The 19,128-nt window shown below is 74.0% G+C and carries 16 protein-coding genes; all 16 read left to right on the plus strand.

Annotated elements, in window-relative coordinates; translation table 11 throughout:
- Window positions 1–106: 106 nt before the first annotated feature.
- The 16 genes from pheS (at window position 107) to BUE45_RS28920 (ending at window position 19,020) form a co-directional block, all read left to right on the plus strand.
- Window positions 107–1,225: a phenylalanine--tRNA ligase subunit alpha gene (gene pheS, locus BUE45_RS28845; protein WP_073384078.1), complete on the plus strand. Its 1,119-nt coding sequence runs from the start codon at window positions 107–109 to the stop codon at window positions 1,223–1,225.
- On the plus strand, window positions 1,225–3,714 hold the full coding sequence (gene pheT / locus BUE45_RS28850) for a phenylalanine--tRNA ligase subunit beta (protein ID WP_073384079.1): 2,490 nt from the start codon (window positions 1,225–1,227) through the stop codon (window positions 3,712–3,714). Before pheS ends, pheT begins: the two co-directional genes overlap by 1 nt.
- Before the next feature lie 423 nt (window positions 3,715–4,137).
- Window positions 4,138–5,364, plus strand: coding sequence for an aminotransferase family protein (locus BUE45_RS28855; RefSeq protein WP_073384080.1), 1,227 nt, complete (start codon window positions 4,138–4,140; stop codon window positions 5,362–5,364).
- Between the two features lie 245 nt (window positions 5,365–5,609).
- Window positions 5,610–6,005, plus strand: a complete 396-nt coding sequence (locus tag BUE45_RS28860; RefSeq protein WP_245833536.1) for a MarR family winged helix-turn-helix transcriptional regulator — start codon at window positions 5,610–5,612, stop codon at window positions 6,003–6,005.
- A 169-nt stretch (window positions 6,006–6,174) separates the two neighbouring features.
- Entirely contained in the window at window positions 6,175–7,626 is a 1,452-nt protein-coding gene (locus BUE45_RS28865; protein ID WP_084738073.1) for an NAD(P)/FAD-dependent oxidoreductase, read from the plus strand.
- Between the two features lie 125 nt (window positions 7,627–7,751).
- Entirely contained in the window at window positions 7,752–8,780 is a 1,029-nt protein-coding gene (gene argC, locus BUE45_RS28870) for an N-acetyl-gamma-glutamyl-phosphate reductase (protein WP_073384104.1), read from the plus strand.
- A gap of 26 nt (window positions 8,781–8,806) precedes the next feature.
- Window positions 8,807–9,586 carry a bifunctional ornithine acetyltransferase/N-acetylglutamate synthase gene (locus BUE45_RS28875; RefSeq protein WP_073384082.1) on the plus strand — a complete coding sequence of 260 codons (780 nt, stop codon included), beginning with the start codon at window positions 8,807–8,809 and terminating at the stop codon, window positions 9,584–9,586.
- Complete coding sequence (gene argB, locus BUE45_RS28880; protein WP_073384083.1) at window positions 9,583–10,584, plus strand: acetylglutamate kinase; 1,002 nt, start codon at window positions 9,583–9,585, stop codon at window positions 10,582–10,584. Before BUE45_RS28875 ends, argB begins: the two co-directional genes overlap by 4 nt.
- Window positions 10,581–11,789, plus strand: coding sequence for an acetylornithine transaminase (locus tag BUE45_RS28885; RefSeq protein WP_073384084.1), 1,209 nt, complete (start codon window positions 10,581–10,583; stop codon window positions 11,787–11,789). Before argB ends, BUE45_RS28885 begins: the two co-directional genes overlap by 4 nt.
- Window positions 11,786–12,733 carry an ornithine carbamoyltransferase gene (gene argF, locus BUE45_RS28890; RefSeq protein ID WP_073384085.1) on the plus strand — a complete coding sequence of 316 codons (948 nt, stop codon included), beginning with the start codon at window positions 11,786–11,788 and terminating at the stop codon, window positions 12,731–12,733. The genes BUE45_RS28885 and argF overlap by 4 nt, the downstream gene beginning before the upstream one ends.
- Window positions 12,730–13,263, plus strand: a complete 534-nt coding sequence (locus BUE45_RS28895) for an arginine repressor (protein ID WP_073384086.1) — start codon at window positions 12,730–12,732, stop codon at window positions 13,261–13,263. Before argF ends, BUE45_RS28895 begins: the two co-directional genes overlap by 4 nt.
- A gap of 47 nt (window positions 13,264–13,310) precedes the next feature.
- Window positions 13,311–14,726 carry an argininosuccinate lyase gene (argH, locus tag BUE45_RS28900; protein WP_073384087.1) on the plus strand — a complete coding sequence of 472 codons (1,416 nt, stop codon included), beginning with the start codon at window positions 13,311–13,313 and terminating at the stop codon, window positions 14,724–14,726.
- A gap of 321 nt (window positions 14,727–15,047) precedes the next feature.
- The gene (locus tag BUE45_RS28905; protein WP_073384088.1) at window positions 15,048–17,546 is read left to right on the plus strand and encodes a sensor histidine kinase; all 2,499 of its coding nucleotides are present in this window, start codon (window positions 15,048–15,050) and stop codon (window positions 17,544–17,546) included.
- Window position 17,547: 1 nt separating this feature from the next.
- Window positions 17,548–17,982 (plus strand): roadblock/LC7 domain-containing protein, encoded by a 435-nt coding sequence (locus BUE45_RS28910; RefSeq protein ID WP_073384089.1) that lies wholly within the window; start codon window positions 17,548–17,550, stop codon window positions 17,980–17,982.
- Window positions 17,979–18,437: a DUF742 domain-containing protein gene (locus tag BUE45_RS28915; protein ID WP_084738075.1), complete on the plus strand. Its 459-nt coding sequence runs from the start codon at window positions 17,979–17,981 to the stop codon at window positions 18,435–18,437. Before BUE45_RS28910 ends, BUE45_RS28915 begins: the two co-directional genes overlap by 4 nt.
- Entirely contained in the window at window positions 18,418–19,020 is a 603-nt protein-coding gene (locus tag BUE45_RS28920) for a GTP-binding protein (RefSeq protein ID WP_073384091.1), read from the plus strand. The genes BUE45_RS28915 and BUE45_RS28920 overlap by 20 nt, the downstream gene beginning before the upstream one ends.
- Window positions 19,021–19,128: the final 108 nt, after the last annotated feature.

A 19,128-nucleotide genomic window follows, 5' to 3' on the forward strand; every position in this document is an offset into this window, starting at 1 on the left:
GCCCGGCATTCGCGAGCTTCCCTGTCGGCCTCGTCCGCCCCACGGCGGACCGTGACCACCGCGCGCCCCCTCCCTGCACGGGGACGCGACGGTGAGGTGACCAACCATGTCTGCACCGAACAATTCCTTCGACCCGGTCGAGGTGACCCCCCTGCACCCCGACGAGGTCGCCCGCATGCGCGAGGAGGCACTGGCCGCCATCGCGGCGGCACAGGACCTCGCCGAACTCAAGGAGGTCCGCCTCGCCCACGCCGGCGACCGGTCCCCGCTGGCCCTGGCCAACCGGGAGATCGGGGCGCTGCCCCCGGCCGCCAAGGCCGAGGCCGGAAAGCGCGTCGGCGGCGCCCGCCGCGACGTCGGCCAGGCCGTCAAGGAGCGCCAGGCCGCCCTGGAGGCCGAGCGCGACGAGCGCGTCCTCGTCGAGGAGCGCGTCGACGTCACCCTGCCCTGGGACCGGACGCCGCGCGGCGCCCGCCACCCGCTGACCACCGTCGCCGAGCGCATGGCCGACGTGTTCGTCGGCATGGGCTTCGAGATCGCGGAGGGCCCCGAGGTCGAGGCGGAGTGGTTCAACTTCGACGCACTCAACTTCCAGCCCGACCACCCGGCCCGCACCATGCAGGACACCTTCTTCGTCGAGGGCCCCGACGGCGGAGACTCCGGCGTGGTCATGCGCACCCACACCTCGCCGGTGCAGGTCCGCGCGCTGCTCTCCCGCGAACTGCCCGTCTACGTGGTCGCGCCCGGCAAGACCTTCCGGACCGACGAGCTCGACGCCACCCACAGCCCGGTCTTCCACCAGCTGGAGGGCCTGGTCGTGGACAAGGGCATCACCATGGCGCACCTGCGCGGCGCCATCGACGCCTTCGTCGGCTCGATGTTCGGCGAGGGCCTGCGCACCCGCTTCCGCGCCTCCTACTTCCCCTTCACCGAGCCGTCGGCCGAGGTGGACATGGAGTGCTTCGTGTGCCGCGGCGCGTCGGTGGGCGACCCCGACAACCCCTGCCGCACCTGCTCCAGCGAGGGCTGGATCGAGATCGGCGGCTGCGGCGTGGTCAACCCGCGCGTGCTCGTCGCCGCCGGGGTCGACCCCGAGGTGTACAGCGGCTGGGCCTTCGGCCTGGGAATCGAACGGACACTGATGTTCGCGCACGGGGTGCGCGACATGCACGACATGGTCGAGGGCGACATCCGCTTCACCTCGGCGTTCGGGAGTGAGAACTGATGCGCGTCCCCCTTTCCTGGCTGCGGGAGTACGTCGACCTGCCGGCCGGCGCCACCGCGCGCGACCTCGCCTCCCGGCTCACCCTGGCCGGGCTGGAGGTCGAGACCGTCGACTCCCTGGGCGCGGACCTCACCGGCCCCATCGTCTACGGGCGCGTCCTGGAGATCGAGGAGCTCACCGAGTTCAAGAAGCCCATCCGCTACTGCCGGGTGGACGTGGGCGCGGCCAACGGCACCGGCGAGCCCCAGCGGATCATCTGCGGCGCCCGCAACTTCTCCGAGGGCGACCTCGTCGTCGTCTCCCTGCCCGGGGCGGAGCTGCCCGGCGGGTTCCGGATCGGCGCCCGCAAGACCTACGGCCGCCTGTCCGAGGGCATGATCTGCTCGGCCACCGAGCTGGGGCTGTGGGAGGACCACAGCGGCATCGTCATCCTCCCCGAGGGCTTCGGCGAGGTCGGCGAGGACGCCATCGGCCCGCTCGGCCTGCGCGAGGACGTCATCGACATCGCCGTCACGCCGGACCGCGGCTACGCGCTGTCGATCCGCGGGGTGGCCCGCGAGGCCGCCTCCCTGTACGGTGTCGCATTCCACGACCCCGCCGCCGTCGACGTGCCCGCGTCCGCGGGAGCGGGCCACCCGGCCGCCATCGCCGACGACTCCCTGTGCGACCGCCTCGTGCTGCGCGCGGCCACCGGCTTCGACCCGGACGCGCCCACCCCGCTGTGGATGAAGCGCCGCCTGCACCAGAGCGGGGTGCGCCCCGTCTCCCTGGCCGTGGACGTCACCAACTACGTGATGCTCGAACTCGGCCAGCCGCTGCACGCCTGGGACCGGGACCGCCTCACCGGCACCGTCACCGTGCGCGCCGCCGAGGCGGGGGAGAAGCTGGAGACCCTCGACCACGTCCAGCGCTCCCTGGACACCGACGACATCGTCATCGCCGACGGGGCCGGCGCCCAGGCGATCGCGGGCGTCATGGGCGGGCTCGACACCGAGATCGGCGCCTCCTCCACGGCGGTCCTCATCGAGGCGGCCCACTTCGACGCGATCCGCATCGCCCGTGCTTCGCGCCGCCACCAGCTCTCCTCGGAGGCCTCCCGCCGCTTCGAGCGCGGCGTCGACTCCCACCTCCAGCTCGCCGCCGCCACCCGCGCCGTCGGGCTGCTGGCCGAGCTGGGCGGGGCGACCGCAGAGGACGCGTACACCCACCTGGACCGGGTCGCGCCCCGCACGCCCGTCACGGTCCGGGCCGGGCACGCCGCCTCGGTCTCGGGGGTCGACTACCCGGCGGGCACCACGGAGAAGTGGCTGGAGGCCGTGGGCTGCGACGTCTCCGCCGACGGGGACGTCCTGACGGTCACCCCGCCGCCCTGGCGCCCCGACCTCACCGACCCCAACGACCTGGCGGAGGAGGTCATCCGGTTCGAGGGCTACGAGAACATCCCCTCGATCCGGCCGCGCGGCTCCGGCCGCGGCCTCACCGCGGGCCAGCGGCTGCGCCGCGCCGTGGGCCGCGCCCTGGCCGACGCCGGGTACAACGAGGTGCTGTCGTACCCGTTCACCGGGCAGCGCGACCTCGACGGGCTCCAGCTGCCCGCCGACGACGCCCGCCGCAAGGCCCTGCGCCTGGCCAACCCGCTCAACGACGAGGAGCCGCTGCTGCGGACCACGCTGCTACCGGGACTGTTCAAGGCGCTGGCCCGCAACACGGGCCGCGGCTTCACCGACGTCGCCCTGTTCGAGACGGGCCTGGTGTACCGCCCCCGGGCGCAGGCCACCCGCGCCCCCCTGCTGCCGGTCGACCGGGGGCCGGGCGCCGAGGAGCTGGCGCTCGTCGACGCCGCCCTGCCCGAGCAGCCGCGCCGGGTCGGCGCCGTCATCACCGGCGACGCCGAGCGCGCCGGGTGGTGGGGCGCCGGCCGTGCGGCCACCTGGGCCGACGCCGTCCAGGCCGCCCGCGAGGTCGCCCGGGTCGCCGGGGTGGAACTGGAGGCCGAGGCCGACGTCCACGCCCCCTGGCACCCCGGGCGCTGTGCCGCGCTGTACGTGCGGGCGGAGGGCGAGCGCCTGCTCGTGGGCCACGCCGGCGAGCTGCACCCGCGCACCGTCAAGGCGTTCGGCCTGCCCGAGCGCACCGCCGCCATGGAGCTGGAGCTGGACCGCGTCGAGCGGGCCCGCACCCCGGTCGTCGCCCCGGAGGTGTCCACCTACCCGGTGGCCGTCCAGGACGTCGCGCTGGTCGTGGACGGCGACGTGCCGGTGGGCGCCCTGCGCGAGGCCCTGGCCGCGGGGGCGGGCGGGCTGCTGGAGAGCGTGCGCCTGTTCGACGTCTACACCGGTGAGCAGGTGGGCGAGGGCCGCAAGTCGGTGGCGTTCACCCTGCGCTTCCGTGCGGCGGACCGCACGGTGACGGCGGAGGAGGCGGGCGCCGCCCGCGACGCCGCCGTGGCCGAGGCCGCCGCGCGCACCGGCGCCTCGCTGCGCGCCTGACGCGCCGCGCCGTACAGGGGCCGCCCCGCCGGGGCGGCCCCTCGCGTGTTTCCGGGAGATGGCGGTCCCGAGGCGTGAAAGCGCGCGCGAAAGGGGGTTCGGAAGAGCTTTTTTCAGCCCTGTTCTCCCAGCGTGTCATGGGTTTTCGGGAGCATGTGCCGGGGTAGCCGGAATGACCCCGGTGTTTCGGGGCATGAAAGTTCGTTTCGTCTCTTGCTGTGAGGCACCTCGCGCATTTAGCCTGCAAGCAACCCGCCCTCCAAGGGCGCCCGGAGGCGGGGACCGCAGGAATTCCGGCAGCGCGTCGTTCTTCGCGCACGTCCACGGTTCGGAGGTCGCCCTATGACCGAAACGGTTGTTCCGTCCGTCCCCGTCGCCCAGCCGACGCGGGAGCCCGGTCGCCTCTGGCACACCTTCTGCGATATGAACACGGTCCGCAAGGGCCCCGAGTTCACGGTGGCACGCGCCGAGGGCGTGTGGCTCTGGGACGAGGCGGGGGACCGGTACCTCGACGGTACCGCCAGCCTCTGGTACTGCAACGTCGGCCACGGACGGCCCGAGATCGCCGAGGCCGTCCACCGCCAGATGCTCACCCTGGACGCCTACACCGTGTACGGCGACTTCGCCAACGCACCCGCGGTGCGGCTCAGCGAGCGGCTGGCCGCGCACGCACCCGTCTCCGACCCCCGGGTGATCCTCACCTGCGGGGGAGGGGAGTCCATCGACACCGCGGCCAAGCTCGCCCGCCGCTACCACGCCGTCAGCGGCGCACCGGACAAGGTCCACCTGATCAGCCGCACCGGCGGCTACCACGGCCTGAACGGGTTCGGCACCAGCGTGATCGGCATGGAGCGGTTCCGCACCGGGTTCGGGCCGCTGGTCGAGGACGTGTCGGTGGTCCCGCACGACTCCGCGGCGGCCCTGGAGGCCGAGATCCTCCGGGTGGGGCCCGGACGGGTGGCCGCCTTCTTCGCCGAACCCGTCATCGGGGCCGGCGGGGTGTACGCACCGCCCCAGGGGTACTTCGCCGAAGTGTCCCGGATCTGTCAGCGGTACGGCGTCCTGTTCATCGTCGACAGCGTCATCTGCGGGTTCGCCCGCCTGGGCGACTGGTTCGGGATCGAGCGGTTCGGGGCGCGGCCCGACATGATCGTCTTCGCCAAGGGCGTCTCCAGCGGCTACCTGCCGCTGGGCGGCGTGGTGGTGAGCGGCAGGGTGGCCGAGCCGTTCTGGTACCAGGACGACCACCCGTTCCTGCACGGGACCACCTACGCCGGGCACCCGACCGCCTGCGCGGCGGCGATGGCCAACCTCGACATCCTGGAGAGGGAGGACCTGTTCACGGTCTCCCTGGAGGTCGAGCGCCAGCTGGACGGGGCGCTGCGCTCCCTGGCCGACCACCCGCTGGTGTCGCAGGTCCGCTCGGGCACGGGGGTGATGGCCGCGGTGGAGCTGACCGAGGAGGCGCTGGCCGAGCGGGGGATCACCACGGCGGAGGTGTTCGCCGAGGCGCGGATGCGCGGGGTGATCCTGCGGGCCGTTCCGACGGCGCTGCTCATCTCGCCGCCGCTGATCATCACCTGGGAGCAGATCGACCACCTGGTCTCGACCCTGGCCGGGGCCCTGGACGCGGTGGCCGCACGGCACTGAGCCGCGGCGGCCCGCGCCGCGCGCACGACGGCCCGGAGGCCGGGGGAGCCACCCCCGGCCTCCATTTCGTTGAACCGATGAAGTATTTTCCTTGGAAAAGACTTTCCCGTGCGACCATCGTCCTGTATTGTTTCTCGGGAAGATACTTCTTGAGGGGGCGCGCCGTGACCGCACAGCCGAACGAGGACACCGCGACAGTCACCGACGACGACCTCATCACCGCGTGGGGCCTGTTGCACGAGGCGATGAACGGCGTGCACCCCCGGCTGCTGCGCGGCATCACCCCCGACGGCAAGGACATGGCCGGGCCCTGGTTCGAGGTCCTCATACGCCTCCAGCGCACCCCCGGCCACCGCCTGCCGATGAGCCGCCTGGCCCGCGAGGTCAGCCTCAGCACCGGCGGCTTCACCAAACTGGCCGACCGCCTCGAACGCGAGGGCCACCTCCAGCGCGAGAACTGCTCCTCCGACCGGCGCGTGGTCTACGCGACCCTCACGCCCGAGGGGCTCGACTTCATCGAGAAGGTGCGCGTCAAGCACGTCGAACGGCTGCGCGAGTACGTCCTGGCCCCCCTGGGCGATGAGGGCGTGCGCACCCTCTCCGCGGTGGCGCGTACGCTGCGTGACAGCTCCCCCTGTTGACTCGGCACACTCCAACCGAAACTCTGGGTAGTCGATTCGCCGGTTCAGGGGCCGCCGTTCCCGTACGAAAGTACGGAAAACGTCCCATCAGCCGTCGTTCCCGTGTAGGTTGGCGGAAGTTCGAGGGCCCCGTGGGGTGGGGTTCCAACGGAAAGGCCCGGGGGGAATCATGGGACTGTTCACCACTGCCGCACAGCTGAGGCCGATTCCCCGGTCCACCCGCTTCGCGAACGGTTCCGTCTCCTTCTGGTTCCGCGACCTCGGTTTTCCCGAGCGCAGGGACCCGCTCCCGGGCTCCGCCGACTACGACGTCTGCGTCGTCGGCGCCGGGTACACGGGACTGTGGGCGGCCTACTACCTCAAGAAGGAGCAGCCCGACCTGCGCGTCGCGGTGGTCGAACGCGAGTTCGCCGGCTTCGGCGCCTCCGGCCGTAACGGAGGGTGGCTGTCCGCGGAGTTCGCGGGCTCGCGCGAGCGCTACGCGGAGTCACACGGCAAGAGCGCGTTCATCGCCCTGCAACGCGCCATGATGAGCACCGTCGACGAGGTCATCTCCGTCGCCGCCGCCGAGGGGATCGACGCCGACATCGTCAAGGGCGGCATGCGCCTGGTCGCCACCAACGCCGCCCAGCGCGACCGGCTGGCCGAGGACATCGAGTACCTCCAGGAGTGGGGGTACTGGCCGGACGACATCCACCTGCTCCCCGCGGACCACGCCCCCTCCCTGGCCGTCGCCGACGCGGTCGCCTGCGCCTACTCCCCGCACGCCGCGCGCGTGCACCCGGCCAAGCTGGTCACCGGCCTGGCGCGGGCGGTCCAGGGGCTGGGCGTGGACATCTTCGAGGGCACCGCCGTGGAGGAGATCCGGCCGCGCCGCGGCGGGGTCCGCCCTGCCGTGATCACCGACCGCGGAACCGTGTACGCCGACCACGTCGTGCGCGCCACCGAGGGGTTCACCTCCACCCTGCGCGGCCGGCACCGCGAGTGGCTGCCGATGAACTCCTCGATGATCGCCACCGAGCCCGTCCCCTCCGCGGTCTGGGAGAAGATCGGCTGGGAGGGGCGCGAGGTCCTGGGCGACTCGGCGCACGCCTACGTCTACGCCCAGCGCACCGCCGACGACCGCATCGCCATCGGCGGCCGGGGCGTCCCCTACCGCTTCGGCTCCGGCCAGGACAAGGACGGCGCCACCCAGCCCCAGGCCATCGCCGAGCTGTGGAAGGCGCTCACCCGGATGTTCCCGGACGTGGCCGAGGTCCCCGTGGAGCACGCCTGGTCCGGTGCGCTGGGCGTGCCCCGCGACTGGTGCCCGAGCGTGCACATGGACGCCGAGACCGGCATCGGCTGGGCCGGGGGGTACGTGGGAAGCGGCGTGGCCACCAGCAACCTGGCCGGGCGCACCCTGCGCGACCTGATCCTGGGCCGGGACACCGAGCTGACCCGGCTGCCCTGGGTGGGCCACCAGGTGCGCGGCTGGGAGCCCGAACCGCTGCGCTGGGTCGGCACCCGGGTCATCCACGGCCTCTACCGGACCGCCGACCGCCGCGAGTCCAAGACGCCGGAGGACAAGTCCCACACCTCCCGCCTGGCCGGGATCGCCACCCGCATCGCCGGTCGCTGACCCGTCCGCGGCCCCCGCACCCGGGCCGGTGTGAGCGCGCTCGCACCGGCCTTCTCCGAATCTGGCTTGCATAAATTTACAGCAGTGTGCATGATAGTTCAGTCATGCAGAGTGAGGGGAGCACCATGGGTCACAACGCGGCGGTCGCCGGAGCCAGTGGATACGCCGGAGGCGAGGTGCTCCGCCTGCTGCTCGACCACCCCGAGATCGAGATCGGCGCCGTCACCGCGGCCCGGAACGCCGGGACCCCCCTCATCCGCCACCAGCCGCACCTGCTCCCGCTCGCCGACCGGATCCTCGCCCCCACCGACGTCGCGTCCCTGCGCGGCCACGACCTCGTGTTCCTGGCCCTGCCGCACGGCCAGTCCGCCGCCATCGCCGAGCAGCTCGGCGACGACGTCCTCGTCGTCGACTGCGGTGCCGACTTCCGCCTCGAAGACGCCGCCGCCTGGGAACGCTTCTACGACACCCCCCACGCCGGGACCTGGCCCTACGGCCTGCCCGAGCTGCCCGGCCGGCGCGAACGCCTCGCCGGCGCCAGGCGCGTGGCCGTCCCCGGCTGCCACGTCACCGCCGCCACCCTCGCGCTCTTCCCCGGCCTGGCCGGGCGACTCGTCGAACCCGACCTCACCGTCGTCGCCGTGACCGGCACCTCCGGCGCGGGCAAGGCCGCCAAGCCCAACCTCATCGGCAGCGAGGTCATGGGCGCCCTCACCCCCTACGGCGTCGGCGGCGCCCACCGCCACAACCCCGAGATCGTCCAGAACCTCACCGCCGTCGCCGACGGGCCCGTCAAGCTGTCCTTCACCCCCGTCCTGGCCCCCCTGCCCCGCGGCATCCTCGCCACCTGCACCGCCCCCCTGCGGCCCGGCACCACCGCCGAGCAGGTGCGCGCCGCCTACGAGGCCGCCTACGCAGACGAGCCCTTCGTCCACCTCCTGCCCGAGGGGACCTGGCCCAGCACCGCGATGACGCTCGCCGCCAACACCACCCTGGTGCAGGTCACCGTGGACCCCGACGCCGGGCGCATGGTCGCCGTCGCCGCACTGGACAACCTCACCAAGGGCACCGCGGGCGGCGCCGTCCAGAGCGCCAACATCGCCCTCGGCCTGCCCGAGACCACCGGCCTCCCGCTCGCCGCCGTGGCCCCCTGAGCGCCGGACCGCTGGAAAGGCACAACGTGAGCGTCACCGCACCCCTGGGCTTTCGAGCCGCGGGCGTCAGCGCGGGCATCGCCGGCACCGGCGTGCGCGACGTCGCCGTCCTCGTCAACGACGGGCCCTCCCGCGCCGCCGGCGCCGTCTTCGGCGCCGACGCGGACCGCTCCGCGCCCGCGCTCTGGTCGCGGCAGGTCCTGGCCGGGGGCCGGGTCCGCGCCGCCGTCCTCAACTCCGGCTGCGCCAACGTCGACACCGTCCCCCTCGGCTTCCAGGACGCCCACGCCCTGGCCGAGCACGCCGCGGCGGCCTTCGACGACTCCGCCGCGGAGATCGCCCTGTGCGCCGCCGGGCCGGTCGGCGACCGCCCGCCCCTGGGCCGGCTCACCGAGGGCGTCACCGCCGCCGTCGCCGAACTCTCCCGCTCCGGCGGACTCGCCGCCGCCGACGCCGTCCGCACCACCGACACCGTCGTCAAGATCGCCTTCCGGCGCGGGGACGGCTACACCGTCGGGGCCATGGCCAAGGGCCCGGACCCGTCCCTGTCCGGCGGCCTGTACATCATCACCACCGACGCCGACCTGGACGCCGGCCGGTGCCGCGACCTCATCGCCGACGCCGCCGCCAAGACCCTTCCACCGCTCACCGGGCCGGCCGACACGGCGCTGCTGATGGCCAGCGGCGCCGCTGGCGCCGCCCCCGACCGGCAGGCCTTCGCGGCCCTGCTCACCGACGTGTGCGCCGACCTCGCAGCCCAGATCGACGCCGACCCCGCCACCACGGAGTACGAGAACCGGACATGATCTCCCGACCCACCGACAGCACCGCCACGGGCGACGACCGGGCCGAGGCCATCGACAAGGCCGCCAACCTCATCGAGGCGCTGCCCTGGCTGTCCCGCTTCCACGGCCGCACCGTCGTGGTCAAGTACGGCGGCAACGCCATGGTCAGCGAGGAGCTGCGCGTCCGCTTCGCCGAGTCCATCGTCTTCCTCTACTACGCCGGGCTGCGCCCCGTCGTCGTCCACGGCGGCGGCCCCCAGATCAGCGCCATGCTCGACCGCTCCGGCGTGGAGTCCACCTTCACCGCCGGACTGCGCGTCACCACCGACGAGGCCATGGACATCGTCCGCATGGTCCTCACCGGCCAGGTCAACCGCGAGATCGTGGGCCTGGTCAACCGGCACGGGCCCTTCGCCGTCGGCATGTCCGGCGAGGACGCCAACCTGCTCACGGCCGAACGCAAGAGCGTCCTGGTGGACGGCGAGCCCGTCGACCTCGGCCGCGTGGGCGAGATCACCGGGGTCGACCCCGGAGCCGTCGCCGCCCTGCTGGCCGACGGCCGCATCCCCGTCGTCTCCAGCGTCGCCCGCGCCGACGACGGCGGCGTCTACAACGTCAACGCCGACACCGCGGCCTCCGCGCTCGCCGTGGCCCTGGGCGCGAGCAAGCTCATCATGCTCACCGACGTCGAAGGCCTCTACGCCGACTACCCGGCCAACACCGAGCTGGTCAGCCGCCTGGGCGTCGACGAGCTCAAGGCCCTGCTGCCCACCCTGTCCGCCGGCATGCTCCCCAAGATGGAGGCCTGCCTCACCGCGGTCCAGGGCGGGGTGCCCCAGGCCCACATCATCGACGGGCGCGTGCCGCACTCCCTCCTGCTGGAGGTCTTCACCGACCAGGGCGTCGGCACCATGGTCGCCGACGAGGAGCTGGAGGCCGCCCTGCTCGCCGGAGACCGACCGCGCTCCTGGCGCCCCCACGACAACCGCACCGACCACACCGACGGAGGCAGGCCATGACCGGCTCTGAACTGCGTGAACGCTTCGCCGCCTCGATCATGCCCAACTACGGGGTCCCGCAGATCGCCCTCACCCTGGGGCGCGGCTGCGAGGTCTATGACGCCGACGGGCGGCAGTACCTCGACCTCATCGCGGGCATCGCCGTCTCCTCCCTCGGACACGGACACCCCGCCCTGGTCAAGGCCGTCGCCCACCAGGCGGCCACCCTCGCCCACACCAGCAACCTCTTCGTCAACGAACGCGCGGTCGAGCTGGCCGAGCGGCTCGTCTCCCTGCTCGGCGGCGACGCCAAGGTGTTCTTCTCCAACTCCGGCACCGAGGCCAACGAGGCCGCCCTCAAACTGGTCAAGCGCGCCGCCGGACCCGGCCGCCACTACTTCGTGGCCGCGGGGCACGGCTTCCACGGCCGCACCTCCGGCTCCCTGGCCCTGACGGGCAAGGACGCCATCCGCGAGCCCTTCGGCCCCTTCGGCATGGACGTGCGCTTCGTTCCCCACGGCGACCTCGACGCCCTGCGCGACGCCGTCGACACCGGGTGCACCGCCGTGTTCGTCGAGCCCACCCAGGGCGAGGCCGGGGTCGTCCCCGCCCCCGAGGGCTACCTCGCCGGGGTCCGCGAGATCTGCGACGCCGCCGGCGCCGCCTTCGTCCTGGACGAGATCCAGAGCGGCATCGGCCGCACCGGTTCCTGGTTCGCCCACCAGGAGGCGGGGGTGCGCCCCGACGTCCTCACCCTCGCCAAGGGGCTGGGCGGCGGCCTGCCCATCGGCGCCTGCGTCGGCTTCGGCCGCTACGCCGACGCCTTCCACAAGGGCGACCACGGCTCCACCTTCGGCGGGAACCCCGTCGCCTGCGCCGCCGCCCTGGCCGTGCTGGACACCATCGAGGAGGAGGGTCTGCTCGCCCACACCGCCGTGATGGGGGACCTCCTCGCCGAACAGCTGGAGGCGATCGACCACCCCCTCCTGGCCGGGCAGCGCGGCTCGGGCCTGTGGCGCGCCCTGACCCTGTCCGGGCCGCACGCCGCCCACGTCCAGGAGCAGGCCGCCGTCCGCGGGTTCCTGGTCAACGCCGTCGCCCCCGACGTCATCCGGATAGCCCCGCCCCTGGTCATCACCCCCGAGCAGATCGGGGTGTTCATCGAGGCACTGCCCACGGTCCTCGACGCCGCCGAGGCCGCCGCCACCAAGGAGAACCAGTCATGACCCGGCACTTCCTGCGCGACGACGACCTCACCCCGGCCGAACAGGCCCGCGTCCTCGACCTCGCCGACGCCATGAAGAAGGACCGCTTCGCGCAGCGGCCCCTGGCCGGGCCGCGCACCGTCGCCCTCCTCTTCGACAAGCCCTCCACCCGCACCCGCCTGTCGTTCGGCGTCGGCGTCGCCGACCTCGGCGGCACCCCGATGGTCCTGGAGTCGGGCACCACCCAGATGGGCCGCGGCGAACCCCTCGCCGACACCGCCCGCATCCTGGAGCGCCAGGTCGCCGCCGTCGTCTGGCGCACCTTCGCCCAGGCCGACCTGGAGGCCCTGGCCGCGGACATCACCGTCCCGGTGGTCAACGCCCTCACCGACGAGTTCCACCCCTGCCAGATCCTCGCCGACCTCCAGACGGTCCGCGAGCGCAAGGGGGCGCTGGCCGGCCTCACGCTCGCCTACCTGGGCGACGGCGCCAACAACATGGCGCACTCCTACCTCCTGGGCGGCGCCACCGCCGGCCTCCACGTCCGCGTCGGCGCCCCCGCGGGCTACCACCCCGACCCGCGGGTGCTGGAGCGCGCGGCGGAGATCGCGCGCTCCACCGGCGGGTCGGTGGCCGTCACCACCGACCCGCGCGAGGCCGCCGCCGGCGCCGACGTCGTGGCCACCGACACCTGGGTCTCCATGGGCCACGAGGCCGAGGCCGCCGACCGGGAGGCGCCTTTCCGCCCCTACATCGTCGACGAGGCGCTCATGGAGGCCGCCGCCCCCGACGCGGTCGTCCTGCACTGCCTCCCCGCCTACCGCGGCAAGGAGATCTCGGCGGGCGTCCTCGACGGCCCCCGGAGCGCCGTCTGGGACGAGGCCGAGAACCGCCGCCACGCCCAGAAGGCACTGCTGGCCTTCCTGCTGGAGCACGCCGACACGGAAGGGGACGCCCGACGATGACCGCCGACGGGGGCGCCACCGCGCCGATGACCAAGGCGGCGCGGCACGCCCGCATCACCGAGGTCCTCACCCGCGAGGACATCCGCTCCCAGGGGGAGCTGGCCAAGCGCCTGGCCGAGACCGGCGTCCAGGTCACCCAGGCCACCCTCTCCCGCGACCTGGACGAACTCGGCGCGGTCAAGCTCCGCACCGCCGCCGGCCACCTGGCCTACGTCCTGCCGGGGGAGGGCGGCGAGCGCCTCCAGCGCACCCGCCCCGGCACCCTCGACCTGGCCGAGGTCTCCGGCGCCAGGCTCACCCGCCTGGCCGAGGACCTGCTGGTGTCCGCCGAGGCGTCCGCCAACATGGTCATCGTCCGCACCCCGCCCGGCGCCGCGCAGTACCTGGCCTCGGCCATCGACCACACCGACTTCCACGCCATCCTGGGTACGATCGCCGGTGACGACACCATCCTCGTCATCTCCCGCGACCCCCAGGGCGGAGAGGAACTGGCCGCCGCCCTGCTGCGGCTGGCCGACCGCCGCCCCTAGCGGCACCGCGGCCCGCACCCGAACCCACGTTTGAGGAGAACCACACCATGGCCGACCAGCCCGAGGCGCTGCGCCTGTGGGGAGGCCGCTTCGAGGGCGGACCGGACCAGGCCCTGGCCCGGCTGTCGCTGAGCACCCACTTCGACTGGCGGCTGGCCCGCCACGACATCGCCGGATCGCGCGCCCACGCCCGGGCGCTGCACCGCGCCGGGCTGCTCACCCCCGAGGAGCTCGACCGCATGATCGAAGGGCTCGACCTCCTGGAGGCCGACGTCGCCTCGGGCGCCTTCACCCCCGTCCTGGAGGACGAGGACGTGCACACCGCGCTGGAGCGCGGCTTCATCGAGCGGGTCGGTGCCGAGCTGGGCGGGCGCCTGCGCGCCGGGCGCTCCCGCAACGACCAGATCGCCACGCTGGTCCGCATGTACCTGCGCGAGGAGGCGCGGGCCCTGGCCGCCGGGCTGCTCGACCTCGTGGGGGCCCTGGCCGACCAGGCCGCCGCCCACCCCGGCGCCGCCATGCCCGGCCGCACCCACCTCCAGCACGCCCAGCCGGTCCTGCTCGCCCACCACCTCATGGCGCACGCCTGGCCGCTGGTCCGCGACATCGAGCGCCTGCGCGACTGGGACCGCCGCGCCGCGGTGTCCGCCTACGGCTCCGGCGCGCTGGCCGGGTCCTCCCTCGGCCTGGACCCCGAGGCCGTCGCCGCGGAGCTGGGCTTCCCCGCCTCGGCGGAGAACTCCATCGACGGCACCGCCTCCCGCGACGTCGTCGCCGAGTTCGCGTTCGTCACCGCCATGGTCGGCGTGGACCTGTCCCGCCTGTCCGAGGAGGTCATCCTCTGGGCGACCAAGGAGTTCTCCTTCGTCACCCTCGACGACGCCTTCTCCACCGGGTCGTCGATCATGCCCCAGAAGAAGAACCCCGACGTGGCCGAGCTGGCCCGCGGGAAGGCGGGCCGCCTGGTCGGCGACCTCGCCGGGCTGCTGACCACGCTCAAGGGCCTGCCGCTCGCCTACAACCGCGACCTCCAGGAGGACAAGGAACCGGTGTTCGACGCCGTCGACACCCTCCACCTGCTGCTGCCCGCGATGACCGGCATGGTCGCGACCATGACCTTCCACACCGGCCGCATGGCGGAGCTGGCCCCGCAGGGGTTCTCGCTGGCCACGGACATCGCCGAGTGGCTGGTGCGCGAGCGCGTCCCCTTCCGCGACGCCCACGAGATCGCCGGGACCTGCGTGCGGGTGTGCGAGGAGCGCGGCATCGACCTGCCCGGCCTGTCCGACGAGGACTTCGCGCGGATCTCCCCCCACCTGACCCCCGCGGTCCGCGAGGTGCTGACGGTGGAGGGCTCCCTGGCCTCCCGCGCGGGGCGGGGGGGCACCGCGCCGGTCCGCGTCGCCGAGCAGCTCGACCGGCTGCGCGCCGCCATCGACGAGAACCGCAAGGCCTTCGCCTAGCCGTGTCCTGCTGAATCCCCGCCGTACACGCAGGGCGTCCCCGGGCCACCGGGGGCGCCCTGCGGCGTTCCCGCCCCGTGCCCGGCGGGGCGCGGTCGCGCCCGGCACGGAGCGGACGCCGCGGCCGTCCCCGCGCGCCGATCGCTCAGCGTGCGCTCGGCGTCGGCCGTATTTCGCCGTTTGCCCGGCGACCCGCCCCCCGTTGCGGTAGCGTCCAGAAGTCCGCGGGTACCGCTGAGTGCTCTCCCCTGTGCACACGGTGACGGCCTGCATCGGAGCCGCACCGACCGGTGTCCGCGACCAGTCCGCTGGAGGAGCGCAATGGCAAGACCGGGGGGCCGACGCCGCGGCATCCGGGCGCAGCTCAACAAGATCGTGCTGATCCCGAGCATCACCTTCCTCGCCCTGTTCGTCCTGCTGAGCATGGCGACCCTGGTGCAGGCCGTCTCGCTGCGCACCTCCGTGGCCGAGGGCCGTGCCGGCATCCACCTGGTCACCGCGCTCACCCGCCTCCAGGAGGAGCGCCGCCTGGCCGCCGAGTACCTGGCCGGGCCCGGGGCCGGGAGCCGCCGGGACCTGGCCGACCACGCGCGCCTCACCGACGAGGCCGTCGACACCGTCCGCGGGCTCGACGGCACCCTCGGCGACCGGGACGACCCCGCCACCCCCGCCCTCACCGACGACCTCCTGGCGTCCTTCGACGCGGTCGCCTCCGCCCGCGCCGCCGTGCTCGCCGACCCCGCGGCCGCCGACGCCGACACCCTGGAGACCTACACCGCCGCGATCCACGACGGCATCCGCCTGTACTCCGGCACCGCGCGCTCCCTCGACGACGGCGGCGCCTCCTCCGAGGCCGCCGCCACCACCGACCTGCTCTGGGCACAGGAGTCCTTCAGCCACGCCGACGCCCTGGTCACCGCGGTCGCCGCCGGCGGGGAGTTCACCCGCCGGGACCAGACCCGGATCACCTCCCTGCTCGACGACGCCCGCCTGCGGCTCGACACCGTGCACCCGGGCGAGGACCCCGGGGGCGCCACCCCCGCGTCCGTCCTCCAGAGCACCGCGTGGCTGCGGATCCTGGAGATCGGCGACTCCATCGGCGCCCACGAGGCCCCCGCCTCCCTGGACCCGATCACCGCGGAGGTCGTCCGCGACGACTCCCCGCCCGCCGGACTCGACGACTGGCGGGCCGGGGCCGACCGGGTCGGCGCCGAACTCGGCGACCTCACCGGCGCCAGGGCGGGCGATGTGGTCACCGCCACCGAGGCCGCCAGTGCCTGGATGCTCAGCCTTTCCCTGGGCGGCGGCATCACCTCGCTGTTCGCCGGCACCGTCGCCTACGGCGTGGCCGCCCGCTCCGCCGGACGCCTCACCCACCGGCTGGCCCGGCTGCGCGCCGAGGCCCTGGGCATCGCCCGCGTCGACCTGCCCCGCATCGTGCGCCGCCTGGAGGCGGGGGAGAGCGTCGACCCCGACGCCGAGATGAAGCAGCTCGACCACGGCGACGACGAGGTCGGCCAGGTCGCAGACGCCTTCAACATCGCCCAGCGCACCGCCGTGGCCGCCGCCGTCAAGCAGGCGGAGCTGCGCTCGGGGGTCAACCGGGTGTTCCTGGGCATCGCCCACCGCAACCAGTCCCTGGTGCAGCGCCAGCTCCAGCTGCTGGACCGCATCGAGCGGGAGGAGGACGACCCGGACCTGCTGGAGAGCATTTTCCGGCTCGACCACCTGGCCACCCGGGGCCGCCGCCACGCCGAGAACCTCATCATCCTCGGCGGGGCCCGGCCCGGACGCCGCTGGCGCCGCCCGATCCCGCTCATCGACATCCTGCGCGGGGCCGTCTCCGAGACCGAGGAGTACGCCCGGGTCCACGTCACCGGCGTCCCCGAGTTGTCCCTGACCGGCGCCGCCGTCGCCGACGTCATCCACCTGCTGGCCGAGCTGGTGGAGAACGCCACCGCCTACTCGCCCCCGCACACCGAGGTCGCCATCTCCGCCGACTCCGTGCCCAAGGGCGTGGCCGTCGAGATCGAGGACCGCGGGCTGGGCATGACGGAGGACGCCCTGGCCCGGGCCAACACCACCCTGGGCGAGGCGCCGGAGTTCGACGTCATGGCGCCGGGCACCGACGCCCGCCTGGGCCTGTTCGTCGTCGCCCGGCTGGCCGTCAAACACGACATCCAGGTCGAGCTGCGGCCCTCGCCCTACGGCGGCACCCGCGCGGTCGTGCTCATCCCCGGCACGCTGTTCAGCCCCGCCGGCACGGGCCCCGCGCCCGAGCGGCCCCGGGCCGCGGCCCGCCGGGTCCCGCGCACCCCGCTCCCGGGGGCGCCGGACGCCCCGGAACCCGGCGGGGCCGTCGGCGTCCTGGTCGCCGACGACGACACCGTCCGGCCGCGGCCCCTGCTGCGGCCGGTGCCCCCGCCCCAGGGGCGGGAGGCGGACCCCGCGGCCCCCGCCCCGCTGCTGCGCAGCGTCCCGGACCTGAGTCCCGCGCAGGAGGACCCGCGGTCCGGTGCGTTCCCGGGCCCCGACCCCGCAGACGACGCCGGGGGCGACGCCGAGCGCCCCGGCCTGCCCCGGCGCAGGCGGCAGGCCAACATCGCCCCCCAGCTCAGACGCTCGCCCGCTCCGGGAGAGGAGACGGCGGCCGAGCCGTCCTCCCGCAGCCCGGAGCAGGCCCGCCGCATGATGGACGCCTTCAGCGCCGGGACCCGCAGGGGACGCGCCGCGGATGTCGACGAGGACGGGCACGGGCGGCAGTACGACACTCATCGGGTCGGTGGCACCACCGACGACCACACGGGAGAGAACGACTGAGATGGTGGGCAAGAGCAACGCCGCGGACAACCTCGACTGGCTCCTGGACGACCTGGCCGACCGGGTGGTCGGGGCCGTGCACGCGATCGTGCTGTCGGCCGACGGACTCCTGCTGGGGCGGTCCCGGGACCTGCCTTCCGAGGACGCCGAGCACCTGTCGGCCCTGGCCTCCGCCTTCCAGAGCCTGGCCCGGGGCACCGGGCGGCACTTCGGCGGGGGCGACGTCCGCCAGACCGTGGTGGAGATGGAGCGCTCCTACCTGTTCGTCACCGCCGCCGGGGCCGGGGCCTGCCTGGCCGTGCTGGCCACCGAGGACGCCGACGTGGGCCTGGTCGCCTACGAGATGAACCTGCGGGTCAAGCGGGTGGGCCGGTTCCTCACCGCCGCGCCGCGCCGCCCCGGCGAGCTCACCGCCACCGGGGGTACCGGCTCATGACGACCCAGGAGGAACGACGGGAGCCCCCCTCCCGCCGCCCCGCCATGCCCTGGCACCCCGGGCGCGGGCACCCCAGCTCGGAGGGCCCCGCCGCCGGGCTCGCCGCCGGCACCCCCGAGGGTTCCCTGGTCCGTCCCTACACGCTGACCCGGGGCCGGGTCCGCCCCAGCGCCACGGGTCCCCGGCTGGACCTCATCACCATCGTGGTGGCCGCCCGGGACCGGGGCGAACGGCGGCTGGATCCGGAGTGCCGGGCCATCCTGGAACTGTGCCGGCGGCCCATCTCGGTGGCGGAGGTCTCCGCCCGGCTCGACATCCCCCTCACCGTGGTCAGGGTGCTCCTGGGCGATCTGCTCGCCGCCGGGGACATCCGCACCCGGGCTGCGACGCCCGCCGCCCGGCTTCCCGAGAAGAAAGTGCTGCAGGCGGTACTCGATGGCATCCGCAGACTCTGAGCCCGCGCCGGGGGACACCGAGGCGATCCCCCAGGCGGTCAAGATCATCATCGCCGGCGGCTTCGGCGCCGGAAAGACCACCATGGTGGCCTCCGTCAGCGAGATCACCCCGTTGAGCACCGAGGAGGTGATGACCGAGGCCAGCTACGGGATCGACGACCTCGGGGGAGTGGAGGAGAAGACCACCACCACCGTCGCCCTGGACTTCGGCCGTATCACCGTCAACTCCGACGTCGTCCTCTACCTGTTCGGCACCCCCGGCCAGGACCGCTTCTGGTTCATGTGGGACGAGCTCGCCGAGGGGGCGCTGGGCGCGGTGGTCCTGGCGGACACACGCCGCCTGGAGACCTGCTTCCACGCGGTGGACTTCTTCGAGCGCCGGGAGGTGCCCTTCGTCGTCGCGGTCAACCGCTTCGACGGTGCCGACGGCTACGACGCCGAGGAGGTGCGCCGGGCCCTGGACGTGGACGCGGCGGTGCCGGTCATCCTCGCCGACGCACGCGATCGCGCCTCCTGCCGGGACGTGCTGGTCGCCCTGGTCACCCACGTGATCCGCGGTCGCAGTCCGGCCCTGAGCGGGTGAACCCGCCGGGGTGGTACCCCGCCCCGGCAGGGGAGGGGCGATCCGGTGTACGTTCGGGAGACACGCCCGTGGATATGCCCTGTAACGCTACAATGGCGCGTCAGTGAC

Origin of the sequence: Nocardiopsis flavescens, from assembly GCF_900141985.1 — a bacterium.
GTDB lineage: Bacteria > Actinomycetota > Actinomycetes > Streptosporangiales > Streptosporangiaceae > Nocardiopsis > Nocardiopsis flavescens.

Coding starts and splice junctions, on each gene's coding strand:
- pheS (WP_073384078.1), top strand. CDS start 107: ATGTCTGCACCGAACAATTCCTTCGACCCGGTCGAGGTGACCCCCCTG.
- pheT (WP_073384079.1), top strand. CDS start 1,225: ATGCGCGTCCCCCTTTCCTGGCTGCGGGAGTACGTCGACCTGCCGGCC.
- BUE45_RS28855 (WP_073384080.1), top strand. CDS start 4,138: ATGAACACGGTCCGCAAGGGCCCCGAGTTCACGGTGGCACGCGCCGAG.
- BUE45_RS28860 (WP_245833536.1), top strand. CDS start 5,610: ATGAACGGCGTGCACCCCCGGCTGCTGCGCGGCATCACCCCCGACGGC.
- BUE45_RS28865 (WP_084738073.1), top strand. CDS start 6,175: ATGGGACTGTTCACCACTGCCGCACAGCTGAGGCCGATTCCCCGGTCC.
- argC (WP_073384104.1), top strand. CDS start 7,752: ATGGGTCACAACGCGGCGGTCGCCGGAGCCAGTGGATACGCCGGAGGC.
- argB (WP_073384083.1), top strand. CDS start 9,583: ATGATCTCCCGACCCACCGACAGCACCGCCACGGGCGACGACCGGGCC.
- BUE45_RS28885 (WP_073384084.1), top strand. CDS start 10,581: ATGACCGGCTCTGAACTGCGTGAACGCTTCGCCGCCTCGATCATGCCC.
- argF (WP_073384085.1), top strand. CDS start 11,786: ATGACCCGGCACTTCCTGCGCGACGACGACCTCACCCCGGCCGAACAG.
- BUE45_RS28895 (WP_073384086.1), top strand. CDS start 12,730: ATGACCGCCGACGGGGGCGCCACCGCGCCGATGACCAAGGCGGCGCGG.
- argH (WP_073384087.1), top strand. CDS start 13,311: ATGGCCGACCAGCCCGAGGCGCTGCGCCTGTGGGGAGGCCGCTTCGAG.
- BUE45_RS28905 (WP_073384088.1), top strand. CDS start 15,048: ATGGCAAGACCGGGGGGCCGACGCCGCGGCATCCGGGCGCAGCTCAAC.
- BUE45_RS28910 (WP_073384089.1), top strand. CDS start 17,548: ATGGTGGGCAAGAGCAACGCCGCGGACAACCTCGACTGGCTCCTGGAC.
- BUE45_RS28915 (WP_084738075.1), top strand. CDS start 17,979: ATGACGACCCAGGAGGAACGACGGGAGCCCCCCTCCCGCCGCCCCGCC.
- BUE45_RS28920 (WP_073384091.1), top strand. CDS start 18,418: ATGGCATCCGCAGACTCTGAGCCCGCGCCGGGGGACACCGAGGCGATC.